Source organism: Nocardia sp. NPDC004415, from assembly GCF_053602435.1.
The window spans coordinates 27520-46081 of record NZ_JBSGDP010000023.1; the positions used below are offsets into that span (position 1 = coordinate 27520).

An 18562-nucleotide genomic window follows, 5' to 3' on the forward strand; every position below is an offset into this window, starting at 1 on the left:
CTGCGTGATGTGAGCGCCGCGATGCCCCGCAACGCGCTGGTCGCGTTCACGGGGGTCTCGGGGTCGGGGAAGTCGTCGCTGGCTTTCGGCACCCTGTACGCGGAATCGCAGCGTCGCTATCTGGAGTCGGTGGCGCCGTATGCCCGGCGGTTGCTGCATCAGGTCGAGGCACCCGATGTGGACGAGGTGACCGGCTTGCCGCCGACGGTGGCGCTCGCGCAACGACGGTCGGCGCCGTCCTCCCGCTCGACCGTCGGGACGGTGACCGCGATCTCGAACACCTTGCGCATGCTCATGTCCCGCGAGGGCGACTACCCGCCCGGTCCGGACAGAACCGGGCCAGGGCACTATCCGCAGGGCACCAACCGGCTGTATTCGGACGCGTTCTCGCCGAACACCGTCGAGGGTGCCTGCCCGCGCTGTCACGGGCAGGGGGTGGTGCACGAGGCGACCGAGGCGTCGATGGTGCCCGACCCGTCGCTGAGCATTCGCGAGGGCGCGATCGCGTCGTGGCCGGGTGCGTGGCAGGGCAAGAATCTGCGTGATGTGCTCGCCGCCCTCGGCTACGACATCGACCGGCCGTGGCGCGAACTCGCCCCCGCCGCCCGGGAATGGATCCTGTTCACCGCCGACAAGCCCGTCGTCACCGTGGAACCCGAACGCGAACCGCATCGCATCCACCGCCCCTATCAGGGCACCTACACCAGCGCCGAACGGCTGCTGTTGCGCGCGCACGCGGAGTCCAAGAGCGAGACGACCCGGGCGCGCGCGGCGGGGTTCCTGCACACCGCCGTCTGCCCGCTGTGTGGTGGGCGGCGGCTGAAACCCGAAGCGCTGGCAGTGACTTTCGCCGGTCACAACATCGCCGAGCTGGCCGAACTGCCCATCAGCGAACTCGCCGAAGTCCTGCGGCCCTACACGGCCGGGACCGCGGCGGTGGCGGTGCTCACCCAGGACCTCACCTCCCGGCTGGATGTGCTCATCGAGCTCGGGCTCGGCTATCTCAGCGTCGACCGGGAGAGCCCGACCCTGTCCGGTGGGGAGTTGCAGCGGCTGCGCCTGGCCGGACAGTTGCGTTCGGGGCTGTTCGGTGTGGTCTACATCCTCGACGAGCCCTCGGCCGGACTGCATCCCGCCGACACGGCCGCGCTGACCACGGTGCTCGGGCGGCTCAAGAACTCCGGCAACAGCGTGTTCCTCGTCGAGCACGACCTCGACGTGGTGCGCCACGCCGACTGGCTGATCGACATCGGGCCCGGTGCCGGCGTGCACGGGGGACGGGTGCTCTACAGCGGGGAGGTCGAGGGTCTGCGCGCGGTGTCCGAGTCGGTGACCCGCCCGTACCTGTTCGACGAGATCGTGCGGCCGGTGCGCGCGAAACGGGCCGCGACCGGTGTGCTCGCGCTGCGTGCGATCACCAGCCACAATCTGGTCGATGTGGATGTCGACCTGCCGCTGGGTGTGTTCACCGCGATCACCGGTGTGTCCGGGTCGGGCAAATCCACGCTGCTGCACGCCGTCTCGCGCGGCGCCGAAGCGGACGACACGATCAGCCGGGTGGTGGAGGTCGACCAGGCGCCGATCGGGCGCACCCCGCGGTCGAATCTGGCCACCTACACCGGCCTGTTCGACACCGTCCGCAAACTCTTCGCCGACACCCCGCAGGCGCGGGCGCGCAGCTACGGGGTGGGCCGGTTCTCGTTCAATGTCGCCGAGGGGCGCTGTCCGACCTGTCAGGGCGAGGGATACATCACCGTCGAACTGCTGTTCCTGCCCAGCACCTACAGTCCCTGCCCGGACTGTCACGGTGCCCGCTACAACCCCGAGACTCTCGAGATCACCTACCGCGACACCACCATCGCCGAGGTGCTGGACCTGACGGTGGACGCGGCCGCGGTGTTCCTCGCCGATGTCCCCGCTGTCGCCCGCGCGCTGAGCACCCTCGCCGATGTCGGTCTGGGATATCTGCGGCTGGGTCAGCCGGCGACGGAACTGTCCGGCGGGGAGGCGCAGCGGGTGAAACTGGCCACCGAACTGCAGCGGGTGCGTCGCGGCAACACGGTGTATCTCCTGGACGAACCGACCACCGGACTGCATCCGGCCGACACCGATGTGCTGCTCGCCCAACTCGATTCGCTGGTCGACTCCGGCGCGAGCGTGGTCGTGGTCGAACACGAGATGACGGTCGTGGCCCGGGCCGATCACGTGATCGACATGGGCCCCGGCGGTGGGGCGCGGGGCGGGCGGATCGTGGCGCAGGGGACACCCGAACAGGTCGCGGCCGACCCGGACAGCCGCACCGCGCCCTACCTGCGGGACCATCTGAGGTGAGCGCGGCCCCGCGCGACGGCACCCGGCAGGCGATGCTCATCGCCGGGGGTTGTTCGTTCGCGCTCGGGCTGGCGCTGCTGTTGTGGCCGGGGCGCAGCACGACCACGCTGGCGCTGGTGTTCGGCACCTCGCTGCTGGTCAGTGCGGGGATGCAGGCGTATCTGGCGTTGCTCGCGCGGATCGCGGTGGCGCTGCGGGTGCTGGTGGTGGTGAGCGCGATCCTCACCCTGACCCTGTCGATGCTCGCCTTCAGCGGTGGCACGATCGAGCTGCTGGCGTTGTGGATCGGGCTGGGGTGGGCGGTGCGCGGCACCGTGCAGGCACTGGTGGCGGCCTTCGACGACGGGCTCGCCGGTGGACCGCTGCACGAGGTGTGCGGGGTGGGCACCGCGATCGTCGGGATCGTGGTGATCGCCGTGAAGTTCCAGACCGTCACCGGGCTGGCCACCCTCGCCGGTGCCGGGCTGCTGGTGATCGGGGCGCTCGAGCTGCTGACCGGGGGACTGCTGCGGGCCGCGCTGCGTGGGCCAGTCACCGACCACTGAGCTCAGTGCGCACGCCACGCGGACGAGCGCAGCAGGCGCAGACCGTTGAGGCCGACGAGCACGGTCGAGCCCTCGTGTCCGGCCACACCCAGCGGCAGCGGCAGGTGCCCGACCAGATCCCAGACCACCAGCGCGGCGATGAACCCGCCTGCGATGACGAGGTTGGCGACCACGACGCGGTGGGCGCGACGTGAGAGGCGCACCAGGGCGGGGATGGTCGTGAGGTCGTCGCGCACGATCACCACGTCGGCGGTCTGTAGCGCCAGGTCGGATCCGGCGCCGCCCATCGCGATCCCGACCGGCGCGGCGGCCAGGGCGGGAGCGTCGTTGATGCCGTCACCGACCATCGCGACCTGTTCTCCCGCATCCCGCAGGGCCCGGATCGCGGCGACCTTGTCCTCGGGCAGCAGCTCGGCCCTGACCTCGGTGATGCCGACCCGGCGGGCCAGCGCGGCGGCGGTGACCCGATTGTCGCCGGTGAGCAGAACCGGTGCGGCGCCGGTGGTCGCGGTCACCACGGCGACGGTGGCGGCGGCTTCGGGGCGGAGCTGGTCGGTGATGCCGAGTACCGCGATCGGGGTGTCCTCGCGGGAGACGACGACCGCGGTGTGGCCGCTGCGCTCGAGTTCCGCGACCGCGCCGTGGGCGGGGTCGGTGCCGGTGAGCGTCGCCGGTGAGCTCACCTGGACCGTGGTGCCCTCGACGAGGGCGGTCACCCCTCGTCCGGGTCGGGCGGCGAAGTCTTCGGTGGGCGGCAGGCGCAGGCCGCGGTCGCGGGCGGCGCGCACGATCGCGCTGGCCAGGGGATGTTCGCTGGGGTGTTCGGCGGCCGCGGCCAGGCGCAGTACCTGGTCTTCGGTCAGGCTCGCGTCGAGCACGGCGACCGCGCCGAGGACGGGCACGCCGCGGGTCAGGGTGCCGGTCTTGTCGAAGACGACGCGGGTCGTGGTGCCCAGGTGTTCCATCACCACCGCGGACTTGACCAGGACGCCGTGGCGACCGGCGGTGGCGATGGCCGCCAGCAACGGCGGCATCGTGGCCAGCACCACCGCGCACGGGGAGGCGACGATCATGAACGTCATCGCGCGCAGCAGCGCGCTCTGCAGCGTCGCACCGAAACCCAGCGGCACCAGGAACACCGCGAGCGTGGCCACGACCATGCCCAGGGAGTAGCGCTGCTCGATCTTCTCGATGAACAGCTGCCGTGGCGCGGCGGTCCGGCTCGCGTGCTCGACCAGACCGGCGATGCGCGCCACCACCGAGTCCTCGGCGCGGCGCTCGACCCGTATCCGCAGCACCCCGGTGCCGTTGAGGGTTCCGGCGAACACGGTGTCACCGGGGTGCTTGTCGACCGGCAGGGACTCGCCGGTCACGGTGGCCTGATCGACCTCGCTGGTGCCCGCGACGACCGTCGCGTCCGCGGCGATCCGCGCGCCGGGACGGACCAGCACGGTGGCGCCGATCTCGAGGTCGGCGGCCGCGACGGTGTGTTCGGCCCCGTCGGCGGTGAGCACGGTGGCGGTGTCGGGGGTCAGGTCGAGCAGGCCGCGCACGGAGTCCTCGGTGCGGGCGGTGGCGAACGCCTCGAGTGCGCCGGAGGTGGCGAAGATGACGATGAGCAGCGCCCCGTCGAAGACCTGTCCGATGGCGGCGGCGCCGAGTGCCGCCACCACCATCAGCAGATCGACATCGAGTGTCTTGTCGCGCAGTGCGCGCAGTCCCGCGAGGCCGGGTTCCCACCCGCCGGTGACGTAGCAGGCCAGATACAGCGACCACCACAGCCAGGCCGGCGTCCCACCCAGCTGGGCGAGCACGCCGAGGGCGAACAGGACCGACGCGGCAGCGGCCCAGCGCATTTCCGGCAGGGCCGTCCAGCGGATGCGTCGCGGGGGACTCGCCGCTCGCGCGGTAGCGGGGTGGACGGGCGTGGCGAGGGACGAGGCCACGGGGCACCTCCGGTGGTCGGGGGACGGACTCCGCGACAATAACAGAACAAATGAAGAGATATTCATGTGTTGTGGCCGGGTTAGACTGCGGCCATGGGACACGGTGTCGATGGCCACGACCGGCCGATCGCACGGCTGGACGCGGACGCGGCCGCGCACGTCGCCACGACCTTGCAGGCCCTGGCGACCCCGAGCAGATTGCTCATCCTCAGCGAACTGCGCCAGGGGCCGCGCCCGGTCACCGAGCTCGCCGACGCGGTCGGCATGGAGCAGTCCGCGGTCTCACACCAGCTGCGGCTGCTGCGCAACCTGGGGCTGGTCACCGGGACCCGCGCCGGGCGCAGCATCGTCTACAGCCTCTACGACAATCACGTCGCCCAATTGCTCGACGAAGCCGTCTATCACAGCGAACATCTGCGACTGGGCCTGGCCGAGCGCCCCGGCGCCGCGAGCTGACCGGGCCAATCACGCTCTAGCGGAACATATTTCGGCCGCGATCGCGAACAGCCGGACAACGCGACATGGCGGGCAGCCGAGCGCGTGTTGAACTCTGCGTGCCCACCCGTTCACCGCGGGGGCAACTGTGCTGCGCGCCGGTAGCGTGGCCCGCGGCGTGCGCACGGGCATCTCCGTCCGGCGCGCCGTGTCCGCAGCCGATCCGAGCCCAGGAGAATGTGGTGTCGCGCGAAACCTCCGGCGCAGCAGCCGATGTCGTCCAGCGAGAAGCGCAGGCGATGCGGCGCATGACCGAGAGTCTGGTCGAGGACCTGTCCGAGAACGTGCCCGTCGAACAGGTGACCTCGGCCGTGGGCGCCGCGCACACCCGATTCGACGGCACCCCGATCCGGGAATTCGTGCCGATCCTGGTCGAGCGGATCGTGCGCCGCGAACTGGCCGACCCCGACCCGACGGTGCGAGTGCCCGCACCGGCCACCGTCCGGCTGACGAAACCGGAACCGGCGCGGCAGAGCTCCGGCGGCGAGCATCGGCGGACGGTGAGCAGGCGCGCGGTGCTGCCGTTGTCGATCGGCGCCGCCGGGATGGTGGCCGCCGTCGTCGCCGGGGCGGTGCTGTGGCCCGGCGGTGACCCCGCACCCGCGGCGGCACCGGCCGCGCTCACGGTGGTGCGTGGTGTCGTCGGGTCGGAGAAGGTCGCGTTCTTCCAGGACGAGAACGTGGTGCGCGTACTGGCCGAGCACGGCGTGCGGGTGGAGGTGGAACCCGCCGGGTCACGCCAGATCGCCACCACCGTGGATCTGGATCGCTACGATTTCGCGTTCCCGTCGAGCAGTCCGGCCGCCGAACGCATCCAGCGGCAGCAGGCGATCACGACGAAATACACGCCGTTCTCCTCACCGATCGCCATCGCCACCTACCGCCCGATCGCCGACCTGCTCACCGCGGCGGGAGTGATCGCGCCCGGCCCGGTCGCCACCTTCGACATGAACAAGTACCTGGAACTGACCGCCGCCGGCGTGCAGTGGGACGACCTGCCCGGCAACACCAGCTACCCGGTCGCCAAGAACATCCTGGTCTCCACCACCGACCCGCGCAGCTCCAACTCCGCGGCCATGTATCTGTCGATCGCCAGTTATGTCGCCAACGACCACACCATCGTGCGCGGCGCCACCGCCGAGGCGCACGTGCTGCCCGCCCTGTCGAAACTGTTCCTCGCCCAGGGCTACACCGACACCAGCAGCGAGGGCCCGTTCAACCAGTACCTGGCCAACGGAATGGGTCCGACGCCGCTGGTGTGCATCTACGAGGCCCAGTACATCGAGGCCGCCGGCCAGGGACGCGTCACCCCCGACATGGTGCTCACCTATCCGACCCCGACCGTCCTGTCCACCCACACACTGGTCCCGCTCACCGCCACCGGCGACAAGATCGGCGCCCTGCTCACCGAGAACCCGGACCTGCGCAGACTCGCCGCCGAACACGGCTTCCGCACCGGCGACAACGCCCAGTTCACCGCGGTCGCCGCCGAGCGCACAGTGCCCGTCCCGCCGAACCTGATCGACATCGTCGACGTGCCCGCCTACGACACCCTCGAACACCTCCTCGACGGAGTCGCCGCCTCCTACAACTGATTTCCCCGCAGATCCAGCGCCACCCTCAGCAGGCCGGGGTCGATAAGGCGGTGGTGAGGTGTTCGGTGGTGGTGGCCGTGTGGAATGTGCCGCCGCCGAGGCAGGCGATCTCGCGCAGTGATTCGTCGTCGGTGGGGACGGGGACGGTGTGTGTGGTGTCGGGGCCGGGTATCGCGACCGTGCCGGTGGGGGTGCCCAGCGAGATCGTCGAGACCGTGACGCCGTCGGACGCGGCTTGTCGGGCGGCGGTGTAGGCGCCGCGGGGGTCGTCGAGGTCGGCGGGGAGGGTCTGTTTGCCGTCGGAGACCAGGATGATCCGCCGCCCGCCCGGGGGCGCGACGACCTTGTCGACGGTGGCGATCGTCGCGAGCGCGGTGAAGATGCCCTCGCCGGTGGCGGTGCGTTCGGCCAAGCGCACGGTGCGCAGGGCGGCATCGATGGCGTCGCGGTTGGTCGTCGGTGTCACCAGGGTCGACGCGGTGCCCGCGAAGGTCACGAGCCCGAGCGCGGTCTGCGGAGCCAACCGGTGCGTGTAGGACCCGAGCGCGCCGGTGGCGGCCGCGAGACGGCTGGGTGCCACGTCGGTGGCCTCCATCGACAAGGAGGCGTCGAGCACGATCATCACGACGGCGTCGCAGCCAGGTAGCGCGCTCTGTACGGGTACCGCGTGGCCTTCGCGGGCGCACCCGGAGGCGGCGGCCAGTGCCAGAATCGTTGCCAGGGTGCACCGGAATCGGTGACGACGTCGCACGCGGCAACGCTACCAGCGTCGACAGGCGGGGCCGGGGCGTCGAATGCTCTCTCGCCCAGGCATGTTCGCCGAGTACGGGTCGGCGACGTGGTACTTGTCAGAGGTTCGTGGCGGTGTGAACGAGGTCGGCGACGGCCCGGGATCTGCTGTGTGGTGGCCAGGCGATGACCGTCGTGACGGGTGGCGCGTCGGGCACGGGGACGACGGCGTGATCGTCCCGCAGCTGGGCGCGCAGCGACTCGGGCACGACCGCGCAGGTCAGCCCGAGCGCGATCAGCTGGAACAGCTGGGTGTGGTCGCGCACCTGCGGACCGGGCCCGTCCCGGTAGCTGCCGTCCGGTCGCGGCCAGCGCGGCAGGGGCAGGTTCGTCAGGGTGCCGACCTCGGCCGATGACACCTGCGTCCGGTCGGCGAGGGGATGACCCGCGGGCAGCACCACGACCTGCTGTTCGGTGTGCAGATCCTCGGTGTCGAATCCGGCTGTCGTGTCATAGGGCCGGTGGAGCAGAGCGACATCGGCCTGCCCGGTGCGCAGCAGGCTCTCCGGCTGGCCCGGCCCGCACAGCATCACCTCGACGGGGACAGCACCCGGTTCGGCGGCATAGGTGTGCAACAGCTTCGACAGCAGATCGCTGGACGCTCCGGCCTTGGTGGCCAGCACGACACCGGGCCGGGCGGACCCGGCCCGGCGGGTTCGCCGCTCGGCGGCCTCGATCGCATCGAGGGCGGCCCTGGCCTCCCGCAGCAGCACCGCCCCGGCCTCGGTCAAGGCGACGGCGCGAGCGGTGCGGTGCAGCAGGACGACTCCGAGCCGCCGTTCGAGCTGCTGGATCGCTCGCGACAGTGGAGGTTGCGCGATCGTGAGCCGTTGTGCCGCCCGCCCGAAGTGCAACTCCTCGGCGACGGCCACGAAATAGCGCAGCTCCCGCGTCTCCACGCGGCGATGGTATCCGCCGACGACCACGATCGATACCCGTGCGGTATCGCCGCCCACCCGATCGGTCTTGGACCACGTCCGCGCCGCCCCAGCAGGATCGGCAGGGTGAGTGAACAGACGATCGCGCTGGTGACCGGCGCGAACAAGGGAATCGGCTACGAGATCGCCGCCGGGCTCGGCGCGCTGGGCTGGCGAGTCGGGGTGGGCGCGCGCGATCGGCACCGCCGCGACACCGCGGTGGCGAAGCTGCGCGCGGCCGGGGCGGACGCGTTCGGGGTGCCGCTCGATGTGACCGACGACGACAGTGTGGCCGCGGCGGCCGATTTCCTCGCTGGTCATGCCGGCGGGCTCGATGTTCTGGTCAACAATGCCGCGATCACCGGCGGTGTGCCGCAGACACCGACCACCGTCGACCCCGCGACCGTGCGGACGGTGGTGGAAACCAATGTGATCGGGGTCGTCCGGGTCACCAACGCGATGCTGCCGATGTTGCGTGTTTCGGCCGCGCCGCGGATCGTCACCGTGTCCAGCAGCGTGGGCTCGCTCGCCCTACAGACCACACCCGGTATCGACATGGGCCCGGTTCCCGCCGTCTACGCGGCCTCCAAGACCTTCCTCAACGCGCTCACCCTCCGCTACGCCGAGGAACTGGCCGATACCGGCATCTTGATCAACTCGGTCTGTCCGGGCTTCACCGCCACCGACCTCAACGGGTTTCGCGGCACCCGCACCACGCAGCAGGGTGCGGCCATCGCGATCCGGCTCGCCACCCTGCCCGACGGCGGAGCGACCGGCGGGTTCTTCGACGACGCCGGAACAGTGCCGTGGTGACGGGTGCCCCGGTGCTTACTCGTGCTCGGTGAACAGGGCGTGTGCGGCGCGGCGGACGTCGGGGCCGGAATGCCTTCGCAGCGAGGACAAGACGTCGACCCAGTCGCTCGACCAACCGCGCTGGGTGCCGCATCTGCCGACGATCGTGAGGGCCACCAATGCCGCGGCGGGTGCGGGACGGGTTGCCAGCTCGGCGGTGATCGTGCGCAGGACCTCCAGGTCGGTGGCGGTGAGAGCGGCCGGGAGACGCCGGGGCAGATAACCGGCCGGACTGGTCACCAGGGCGCCGGTGGCATACGGGGTGAGTGTGTCGACGAGGGTGACGATCTCGGCGGGCTCGGTCCAGCGCACCGCGGCCATGGTGAGCGCGATCAGCTTGTCGTGCCAGAGTGGGTCGTCGGCCAGCAGCGCGGTCACCGTCGCGGCCGACGGCCGCAGTTCGTCGATGGTGCGCACCAGCGGCAGGAACGAGCTCAGCAACGCCGACAGGCGTTGGTGGGCGGGCAGATCCCGGCCCGGCGCGGTGAACTCGTCGGCCCGCAGCCGCAGGACCGCGGCCGACAGGGCGGTGCAGTCACCGGATTGCCGCACACCCGCCAGCAGGGCGTGCATCGCGGCCTGCCACACCCCGACCCGGTCGAGATCGGTGAGCTGGTCGAGGATCACGTCATCGGTGCCCGGTGCCGCCCAGCGCTGCCACCCACTCACCGCGGCGAGCGCGGGACCGGCCAGCCGCGGATCGGTCTGTGCGGCCAGATCACGGACGAAGGCCGCGAACCGCCTGCGTTGCGGGACCGGCACCAGAGACGGCCGGATATCGAGGATCGCGCTCGCCACCTCCGGCTCGGTGGCAGCCTGGCCGAGCAGTGTCCACGCTTGTTCCTGGTCGAGCAGGAACCGGGTGCCGAATACGGCCGCCCGGCGCACATCCCGGTGCGCGTCCGGACGCTGGGCCAGTTCGGCGATCACTGCGGTCGCGTCCGGGGCGCGCAACGAGGCGAGCAGACGGACCCCTTCCTTCACCGCGGTGATCTTGCGGGACGCGAGCAAGGGCGCGATCGCGGTCGACACACGGTGCGGCGGCAGTGCCGGGGCGCAGGCCGCGATACTGCTGACCGCGACCCGGGCCCGGTCGCCGTCGACGTGACCGGCCAGCAGTGCGACCGCCCGCTCGGGTTCGTCGCTGCCACCCAGCGCGGTGAGCGCCGCTTCGGCGGTGACGAGCTCACCGTGGTCGACGAACCAGCTCACGCGGGCGAAGCTGCCCGGCAGCGTGCCCAGCGCGCGCACCGCCGTCGCCTGCTGGTACGGCTGGGTGGCGTGATTGCGGGCGTGGCCGTCGAGCAGCCGCGCGTACTGGTCGAGATGGTGCTGGGACCAGCGGACGAAACCGCTGTGGAACATGGGCACGAACACCACGTTCGCGGGCAGGAAACGGCCGGGGGTGGTGGTGTCGAGGAGGGTGTCGAGCAGGTCGGTGCGGCGCATCCCGATCTGGTGCTGGATTTCGGGCAGGGTGATCAGCGAGCGGTCGTGGGCCAGGAGGGTGTCGAGGTGGGTGTCGCGGGTGGCGGGTGCGGCCAGGGCGAGCCGCACCGCGCGGCGTACGGTGGCGTCGGAGGTCGAGCGGGCCGCACGCACGAGCAGCTGTTGCAGCTCGGGGATGTCGTAGGCGCGGTGGGCGAGCCCGTCGGCCAGGGCCAGGCACAGGTCCCAGGTGTCACGTTCGGCGTCGGCGGCCAGGCGCTCGCGCAGCGCGTCGACGAGGCGGTGTTCGGCGCCGCGTGGCAGATCACGGTGCAGGCCCGACAGATTCGGTGTGCTGGTCACCGCGGCCAGCCGGGTGAACACGCGCAGCGCGGTGTCGGTGAAGGCGCGGTCGTCCGCGCGGCTGCCGCATAGGAGCAGAGTGCGCGCCAGGGTCGATACGGCGGTGGTCGTCGCCCACGACCGGTCGCGGGCTTGCAGCGCGTCGGTGGCGATCTGCTCGAGCGCGGGCAGATGCGCCGGGGTCCACAGCCGCATCGGGACCGTGAGCAGCGCCTGCACGACGCGCGAGCGCACCGGGTCCTGTTCGTTGCGGGTCCGGGTGAGCAGGCCGAGCAGGTCGGTGACGGCGGCGGGATCGCGGCTGCCCGCGGCGGCGGTGACCAGCAGCGGGTACGCCCGTGCCCGTTCCTCGGCGGTGGGCCGCCGCACGGCTTCGACCAGCGCGGGCCGCGCCTGCGCCCAGGGCAGACGTGCGGACAGCTGGTCGCTGACTTCGGGAACATCCGTGGCGCCCGGGCGCGACAGCAGCTCCTCGACCACTGTGTGGCGGGCGGGGGCGGGCAGTTCGTCGAGTAGGGCGGTGTCGACATCGGCCGGAGCGCTGCCGGGGCGCGCGAGGTCGGCGGCCGCCATCGAGGCGCGTCGCGAGGGCGGCATCGTGTGCAGGAAACGGCGCCGGATGCCCTGCGGGTAGGCCAGATACAGTTCGCGCAGGTCGTCGTCGGGCAGCGTGTGCAATGCCCGCCACAGTGCCGGGCCCGCGAGCACTTGGCCGTTGCCGCTGGGATGCCGCATCAACCGGTACACGGCCGCACCGTCGTGGCGGGCGAGCACACCGGCGACCGGATTCAACTCCGCGAGCGGCACATAGACGACCGCTTCGGCGGCCAGTGCCAGCAGACCGTCCGGATCGTGACCGGCGGCGGCCACCGGATTCGCCGTCAGCCGCGACCACAGCTCCTGCCATTCGGCGCGGTCCGCGGCCACCGACCGTTCCCGCACATGGTCGAAGATCACCGCGATGTGGGCGCGCGCGAGCCTGTTCCAGTTCGGGACCGCGTAGGCGAGGGCGGGCAGCCACTCGGCGACGGCGGTCGCGGAGCATCCCGGCAGCACCCGGGCGGCCTCGGCATCACCGAACCGCTCCCGCAGCAGGGGAACCAGCGCGTCGGCGAGCGGGGTGTGGCCGCCACGGACGAGTACTCGGATGACGTCGTAACGGGCACGCCGCGACATCTGCGGCAGCCGCTCCAGCACGATCCGCGGTGCGATCCCGAGCCGGACCAGGGCGGTCATGGCGTGACCGGCGACAGCCTGTTCCGGCGAGTCGAGTTGCGTCAGCAGGAACTCGCGGGCGCCACCGACATAGGCCAGATACCCGGCTGTGCGCCGTTCGTACGGCCCGGCGGCGGCCAGCTCGGCCAGCAACCCCTGCAGCTCCGCGGTCCCCGACAATCGCCGCGCGGTACCGGCCAGCGTCCGCATTCGTTGCGGCACCGACATTCCCGCGACCCCACCCACCAGCTCACTCCCCGTTTGCATACCGACACCGTAGCCGCCGGGTCCGACAACAACCGGTGCCCTCCCCACCACGTCCGGCGGCCCGCCACAGATCAGTGGCGGCGAATGGTGGCCAGCCAGGCGGGACTCGCCTCGTCGAATCGGGTACGGAGAAAGGCGGGTGCGATGGTGGTGATCTGCCAGTCGGGCGGCGCGAATGCCGCGGCGATGGCGTCGCGGCTGACCGGATGCGGCCCCGGGTTCGGGCCGGTATCGCTGAAGCACAGCAGAGAGAGGGTGGCCCCGGGCGCGGTGATCGTGGCCAGACCCGCTGCGTAGGTGGCCTGTTCGGCGGCGTCGAAGGTGTGGAACAGCGCGGAGTCCAGGACGGTGTCGAAGCGTCGGCGCAGCCGATCCAGGTGCAGCGCGTCGGCGAGGGCGAACTCGATATCGAGCCCTCGGCCGGTGGCTTTCGCCCTGGCCATGTCCAGGGCGGGCTCGGCGACGTCGATGCCGAGTACGCGCAGGCCGTGCGCGGCGATGGCCACCGTGTTGTCGCCGGTGCCGCAGCCGGCGTCGAGGACGTCACCGTGGAACGCGCCCGCCGCGATCAATTCGACCACCGCCGGTTGCGGTGCGCCGATGTCCCACGGTGCGGGACCGGGAAGGTAGGACGCCGCCCACGGCTGCCCGCTGCCGCGTTCGTGGCTGGTCGGCGGACGATCCCCGGCGCTCATCAGCGGACGAGCACCGCGCAGCGTTCGGCCAGGTCGAGCACCGGTTGCGGGAAGACACCGAGCAGGACCGTCGCGCCGGCACCGAATGCGATCACCAGCGTGGTCGCGAACGGCGCGGTGACGGTCGGTGCGTCGGTGGGCGGGTCGGTGAAGAACATCAGCACGATCACCCGCACGTAGAAGAACGCGGCGATCGCGCTGCAGACCACGCCGATGACGACCAGCGGGGTGTACCCGGCTCCGGACGCGGCGGCGAAGACCGCGAACTTGCTGACGAACCCGCTGGTCAACGGAAGACCGGCGAACGAGAGCAGCAGCAACGCGAACGCCGATGCCAGCCAGGGGGACCGGCGGCCCAGCCCGGCCCACTGCGACAGCGCGGTCGCCTCGTCGCCGGAGGCATCGCGCACCAGGGTGACCACCGCGAACGCGGCGACCGTGCCGAGCCCGTAGGCCAGCAGATAGAACAGCACCGCGGCCACCCCGGCGCCGTCGGCTGCGACCAGGCCGACCAGCAGGAACCCGGCGTGCGCGATCGAGGAGTAGGCGAGCATCCGCTTCACGTCGGTCTGGGTGATCGCCATGACCGCGCCGACCACCATGGTCGCCACCGCGATCGCGGCCAGTACCGGCCGCCAGTCGTCCCGCAGCGCGTCGACGGCGACCGTCAGCACCCGCAGGGTGGCGCCGACCGCGGCGATCTTGGTGGCCGCGGCCATGAACGCGGTGATCGGTGTCGGCGCGCCCTGGTAGACGTCGGGCACCCACGCCTGGAACGGCACGACACCGATCTTGAACAGCAAGCCGACGGCGAGCATGCCGATGCCGAGCAGCGCCAGCGTCGCGTCCTCGGGCTGCTGATCCAGCGCCGCGCCGATTCCCGGCAGCGACACCGTCCCGGTCTGCCCGTACAGCAGCGCGACCCCGTAGAGGAAGAACGCCGAGGAGAACGCGCCGAGCAGGAAGTACTTGAGTGCCGCCTCCTGCGAGAGCAGCCGCCTGCGTCGGGCCAGCCCGCACAGCAGATACAGCGGCAGCGACAGCACTTCCAGCGCGACGAACATCGTCAGCAGATCGTTGGACGCCGGGAACAGCAGCAGACCGCCCAGCGCGAGCATGGTCAGCGGGAACACCTCGGTCGTCGACACCCCCGCGCGCACGGCGGCCAGTTCGTCGGCGCTGCCCGGCACCGCCGACGCCTGCGGGGTGAACGCGTCCACTCCGCGGTCGAGGGTGGCCGCGGCCCGGCTCCAGGTGCCCGGCCCGCTGCGGGCTCGCGGGACGGCGCCGCGTTCGGCGATCAGCAGCAGCCCCAGCAGCGCGACCAGCAGAATCGTGCCCTGCAGGAACAGGGTGACGCCGTCGACGGCGACCGCGCCGACCACCGCGGTGGCGCGTGACCCCGACAGCAGCACCACGGCGACCAGGGCACCGATCACGCCACCGAGGCCCAGGATCAACTGGGTGGGATAGCGCGCCGGGCGCGGCACGAACGCTTCGACGAGCACACCGACCACACCGACCGCGAACACGATCAGCATCGGCGCGAGCAGGTGGTATTCGATGCTCGGTGCGGGCAGGGTGGCGGCGAGCTCGTTGCTGGTCACGAAGTCCGTCCTCATCGGTGTCCGCCCGCGGGCTGGATGGCCGCGCCCGCCTCGGGAGCGGGAACCGTCGGCGCGGGATCATGCTGACCGATCGTCGAGAGGGTGTGTCCCACGGCGGGATCCACCAGGTCGAGAATCGGTTTCGGGTAGAAGCCGAGCACCAGCAGCGCCACGAGCAACGGCACGACGACGGCCAGCTCGCGGGGTACCAGGTCACGCAGATGCTCGTTGCCCTGTTTCAGCGGGCCGGTCATCATCCGCTGGTAGAGCCACAGCACGTAGATCGCGGCCAGCACCAGCGCGCCGGTCGCCACCACGGCGGCCACCTTGTATTTGCTGAAGGTGCCGACGAGGACCAGGAATTCGCTGATGAACGGCGCGAGCCCCGGCAATGAGAGGGTGGCCAGACCGGCGATGAAGAACGTTCCCGCCAGCACCGGTGCGACCTTCTGCACGCCGCCGAACTCCGCGATCATCCGGGTGCCGCGCCGCGAGACCAGGAACCCGGCGATGAGGAACAGTGCCGCCGTGGACAGTCCGTGGTTGACCATGTAGAGCGTGGCACCGGATTGGGCTTGGCTGGTCATGGCGAAGATGCCGAGGATGATGAACCCGAAGTGTGAGATCGAGGTGTAGGCGATCAGGCGCATGACATCGGTCTGGCCGATCGCCAGCAGCGCACCGTAGATGATCCCGATGACGGCCAGGGTGATCACCATGGGCGCGAACGTGCTCGACGCTAGCGGGAACAGCAGCAGGCAGTAGCGCAGCATGCCGAAGGTGCCGACCTTGTCGACCACCGCCATCATCAGCACCGCGCTCGACGGGGTCGCCGAGACCGCCGCGTCGGGCAGCCACGTGTGCAGCGGCCACAGCGGCGCCTTGACCGCGAAGGCGAACAGGAAGCCGAGGAACAGCAGATCGAGGACAGCCGCGCTGCCGCCGAGGCTGCCGTCCTGCACGGCGGCGACGATCAGGCGCAGGTCGAAGGTGCCCGCGGAGTCGGTGCCCAGTCCGGCCTTGGCGGTGAGCACGTAGAGCCCGATCACCGCGGCGAGCATGATCAGTCCGCCGAACAGGTTGTACAGCAGGAACTTCACTGCCGCGCGCGAGCGTTGGGCGCGCACTGCGGCGTCGTCGGTGCGTGGCCCGAAACCGCCGATGAGGAAGTACATCGGGATGAGCATGGCCTCGAAGAAGATGTAGAACAGCAGTACGTCCAGCGCCAGGAACGAGATCAGCACCATCGACTCGACCAGCAGCATCAACGCCATGTACAGGTGCACGGTCTTGCGGCCGTCCCCGGCGGCGCGGTCGTCGTGCCAGCCGGCCAGGATCAGCAGCGGCAGCAGGACCGCGGTGAGCAGGACCAGGGCGGTGGCGATGCCGTCGAGCCCCAGCGTGTAACCGACGCCGAACGCCGGAATCCATTCGTGGGCTTCGACGAACTGGTACTGCTCACCGCCGGGCTGGAACCGCACCGCGAGGGTGACCGCCAGCGCGAGCACACCGATCGACACCGCCAGCGCCAGCGCGCGGGCCGCGGTGCGTCGTCCGGCGGGGACCAGCAGGACCGCGGCCGCGCCGACCGCGGGGGCCAGCCAGAGCGTCGTCAGCCAGGGAAACGAGTTCACCAGAACCTCACCGCCAGCAGGGCAGCGGCCACCAGGGCCGCGCCGGTGAACATGGACAGGGCATAGGACCGCACGAAACCGGTTTGCACCGTGCGGATTCGCGCGGACAACCCACCGATCGCGGCGGCGGTCCCGTTGACGATCCCGTCGACACCACGCGCGTCGAGGAACACCAGCGCCCGCGTCAGGTATTTGCCGGGACGCTCGAACGCCGCCTCGTTGACCGCGTCACCGTAGAGGTCCTTGCGCGCGGCCGTGGTCAGCACGCTCACCTTCTCGGGCGCGGTCTCGGGGACGGGGTTCTCGGCGTAGGCGCGGTAGGCGACGGCGACACCGATCACCACCACGGTCAGGGCCAGCCCGGTGACCACTGCGGCCGGGATCACCGGCTCGGCATGGTGGGTGCCGACCACCGGCGCGAGCCAGTTCACCAGCGAGGAGCCCCACACGAACAGGCCACCGGCGAACACCGAACCGAACGCCAGCAGGATCATCGGGCCGGTCATCACCGCGGGCGCCTCGTGCGGGTGGGTGTCGGGCCGCCAGCGGCGTTGCCCGAAGAACGTCATCAGCATGACGCGGGTCATGTAGAACGCGGTCAGGCCGGCACCGACGAGCGTGACCGTGCCCAGCAGGATTCCGACACCGCCCCCGTGATCGAAGGCGGCCTCGATGATCTTGTCCTTGGAGAAGAACCCGGACAGCGGCGGCACCCCGATGATGGCCAGATAGCCGAGGCCGAAGGTGACGAAGGTGATCGGCATGAGCGTGCGCAGGCCGCCGTAGCGGCGCATGTCGGTCTCGTCGTCCATCGCGTGCATCACCGAACCGGCGCCGAGGAACAGGCCGGCCTTGAAGAAGCCGTGGGTGAGCAGGTGCATGATCGCGAACGCGTACCCGGCCGGGCCGAGGCCGACGGCCAGGATCATGTACCCGATCTGGCTCATGGTGGAGGCGGCCAGCGCCTTCTTGATGTCGTCCTTGGCGCAGCCGATGATCGCGCCGAACAGCAATGTCACCGCGCCGACGGCGAGGACCGCGAGGCGGGCGTTCGGCGCGAGATCGTAGATCGGGTTGGCGCGGGCGATCAGGTAGACACCGGCGGTGACCATGGTGGCGGCGTGGATGAGCGCCGAGACCGGGGTGGGGCCCTCCATGGCGTCGCCGAGCCAGGACTGCAGCGGCACCTGCGCGGATTTGCCGCAGGCGGCCAGCAACAGCAGCAGCCCGATCGCGGTGAGGGTGCCTTCGCTCGCGCCCGGGGTCGCGGCGAACACGGTGCGGAAGTCGAAGGAACCGAAGGTCGCGAACATGGTCATCATGGCGATGGCCAGACCCATGTCACCGACCCGGTTGACCACGAACGCCTTCTTGGCCGCGGTGGCCGCCGACGGCTTGTGATACCAGAACCCGATCAGCAGGTAGGAGGCGAGACCGACGCCTTCCCAGCCGAGGTAGAGCACCAGGAAGTTGTCGGCCAGGACCAGTACCAGCATGGCGGCCAGGAACAGGTTGAGGTAGCCGAAGAAGCGGCGCTTGTCCTCGTCGTGGCTCATGTAGCCGATCGAGTAGAGATGGATCAGCGAGCCGACGCCGGTGATGAGCAGCGCGAAGCAGATCGACAACTGGTCCAGTTGCAGACCGAAGCCGACCCGCAGGGCACCGGCGGGCACCCATTCGAACAGTTGCAGGTGGATCGCGCGGTCGGCGTCGGCGCGGCCGAGCATCTCGGCGAACGCGACCACCGCGATCGCGAACGAGGCCAGCGCGGCGGCGGTCCCCAGGTACACGCCCCAGCGGTCGGCGCGGCGCCCGAGCAGCAACAACAGGATCGCGCCCGCCAGCGGCAGGGCGGGCAGCAGCCACAACGTTGCGGTACCCAT

Annotated in this window: 13 protein-coding genes; 5 read left to right on the forward strand and 8 right to left on the reverse strand. The window is 70.9% G+C overall.

Going from position 1 to position 18562, the window contains the following annotated elements; all coding sequences use genetic code 11:
- The first annotated feature begins 21 nt into the window (after nt 1–21).
- Together ACWEMY_RS13725 and ACWEMY_RS13730 are read left to right on the forward strand one after the other, a co-directional pair.
- Nucleotides 22–2331 carry an ATP-binding cassette domain-containing protein gene (locus ACWEMY_RS13725; RefSeq protein WP_452390328.1) on the forward strand — a complete coding sequence of 770 codons (2310 nt, stop codon included), beginning with the start codon at nt 22–24 and terminating at the stop codon, nt 2329–2331.
- Nucleotides 2328–2876 (forward strand): DUF308 domain-containing protein, encoded by a 549-nt coding sequence (locus tag ACWEMY_RS13730; protein WP_452390286.1) that lies wholly within the window; start codon nt 2328–2330, stop codon nt 2874–2876. The genes ACWEMY_RS13725 and ACWEMY_RS13730 overlap by 4 nt, the downstream gene beginning before the upstream one ends.
- Nucleotides 2877–2878: 2 nt before the next feature.
- Here ACWEMY_RS13730 and ACWEMY_RS13735 read toward each other — a convergent pair whose 3' ends face one another.
- Nucleotides 2879–4888: a heavy metal translocating P-type ATPase gene (locus ACWEMY_RS13735; RefSeq protein WP_452390287.1), complete on the reverse strand. Its 2010-nt coding sequence runs from the start codon at nt 4886–4888 to the stop codon at nt 2879–2881.
- Between the two features lie 27 nt (nt 4889–4915).
- Between ACWEMY_RS13735 and ACWEMY_RS13740 the strand changes: the two genes are divergently transcribed.
- Nucleotides 4916–5278 (forward strand): ArsR/SmtB family transcription factor, encoded by a 363-nt coding sequence (locus ACWEMY_RS13740; RefSeq protein WP_452390288.1) that lies wholly within the window; start codon nt 4916–4918, stop codon nt 5276–5278.
- A gap of 221 nt (nt 5279–5499) precedes the next feature.
- On the forward strand, nt 5500–6912 hold the full coding sequence (locus tag ACWEMY_RS13745; RefSeq protein ID WP_452390289.1) for a three-helix bundle dimerization domain-containing protein: 1413 nt from the start codon (nt 5500–5502) through the stop codon (nt 6910–6912).
- A gap of 25 nt (nt 6913–6937) precedes the next feature.
- Here ACWEMY_RS13745 and ACWEMY_RS13750 read toward each other — a convergent pair whose 3' ends face one another.
- Complete coding sequence (locus tag ACWEMY_RS13750; protein WP_452390290.1) at nt 6938–7663, reverse strand: VWA domain-containing protein; 726 nt, start codon at nt 7661–7663, stop codon at nt 6938–6940.
- A 97-nt stretch (nt 7664–7760) separates the two neighbouring features.
- The gene (locus tag ACWEMY_RS13755; protein WP_452390291.1) at nt 7761–8600 is read right to left on the reverse strand and encodes a LysR family transcriptional regulator; all 840 of its coding nucleotides are present in this window, start codon (nt 8598–8600) and stop codon (nt 7761–7763) included.
- A 105-nt stretch (nt 8601–8705) separates the two neighbouring features.
- On the opposite strand from ACWEMY_RS13755, the gene ACWEMY_RS13760 reads away from it, so the two are divergent.
- Nucleotides 8706–9431 carry an SDR family NAD(P)-dependent oxidoreductase gene (locus tag ACWEMY_RS13760; protein WP_452390292.1) on the forward strand — a complete coding sequence of 242 codons (726 nt, stop codon included), beginning with the start codon at nt 8706–8708 and terminating at the stop codon, nt 9429–9431.
- Between the two features lie 15 nt (nt 9432–9446).
- Here the strand turns inward: ACWEMY_RS13760 and ACWEMY_RS13765 are convergent, their stop codons facing one another.
- The 5 genes from ACWEMY_RS13765 to nuoL all read right to left on the reverse strand — a co-directional run bounded on the left by ACWEMY_RS13765 (nt 9447) and on the right by nuoL (nt 18562).
- Nucleotides 9447–12743, reverse strand: a complete 3297-nt coding sequence (locus ACWEMY_RS13765; RefSeq protein WP_452390293.1) for a hypothetical protein — start codon at nt 12741–12743, stop codon at nt 9447–9449.
- Between the two features lie 71 nt (nt 12744–12814).
- Nucleotides 12815–13438 (reverse strand): class I SAM-dependent methyltransferase, encoded by a 624-nt coding sequence (locus tag ACWEMY_RS13770; protein ID WP_452390294.1) that lies wholly within the window; start codon nt 13436–13438, stop codon nt 12815–12817.
- Nucleotides 13438–15060 carry an NADH-quinone oxidoreductase subunit NuoN gene (nuoN, locus tag ACWEMY_RS13775; RefSeq protein WP_452390295.1) on the reverse strand — a complete coding sequence of 541 codons (1623 nt, stop codon included), beginning with the start codon at nt 15058–15060 and terminating at the stop codon, nt 13438–13440. The genes ACWEMY_RS13770 and nuoN overlap by 1 nt, the downstream gene beginning before the upstream one ends.
- Nucleotides 15057–16679: an NADH-quinone oxidoreductase subunit M gene (locus tag ACWEMY_RS13780; protein ID WP_452390296.1), complete on the reverse strand. Its 1623-nt coding sequence runs from the start codon at nt 16677–16679 to the stop codon at nt 15057–15059. Before ACWEMY_RS13780 ends, nuoN begins: the two co-directional genes overlap by 4 nt.
- Nucleotides 16676–18562 carry an NADH-quinone oxidoreductase subunit L gene (nuoL, locus tag ACWEMY_RS13785; RefSeq protein WP_452390297.1) on the reverse strand — a complete coding sequence of 629 codons (1887 nt, stop codon included), beginning with the start codon at nt 18560–18562 and terminating at the stop codon, nt 16676–16678. The genes ACWEMY_RS13780 and nuoL overlap by 4 nt, the downstream gene beginning before the upstream one ends.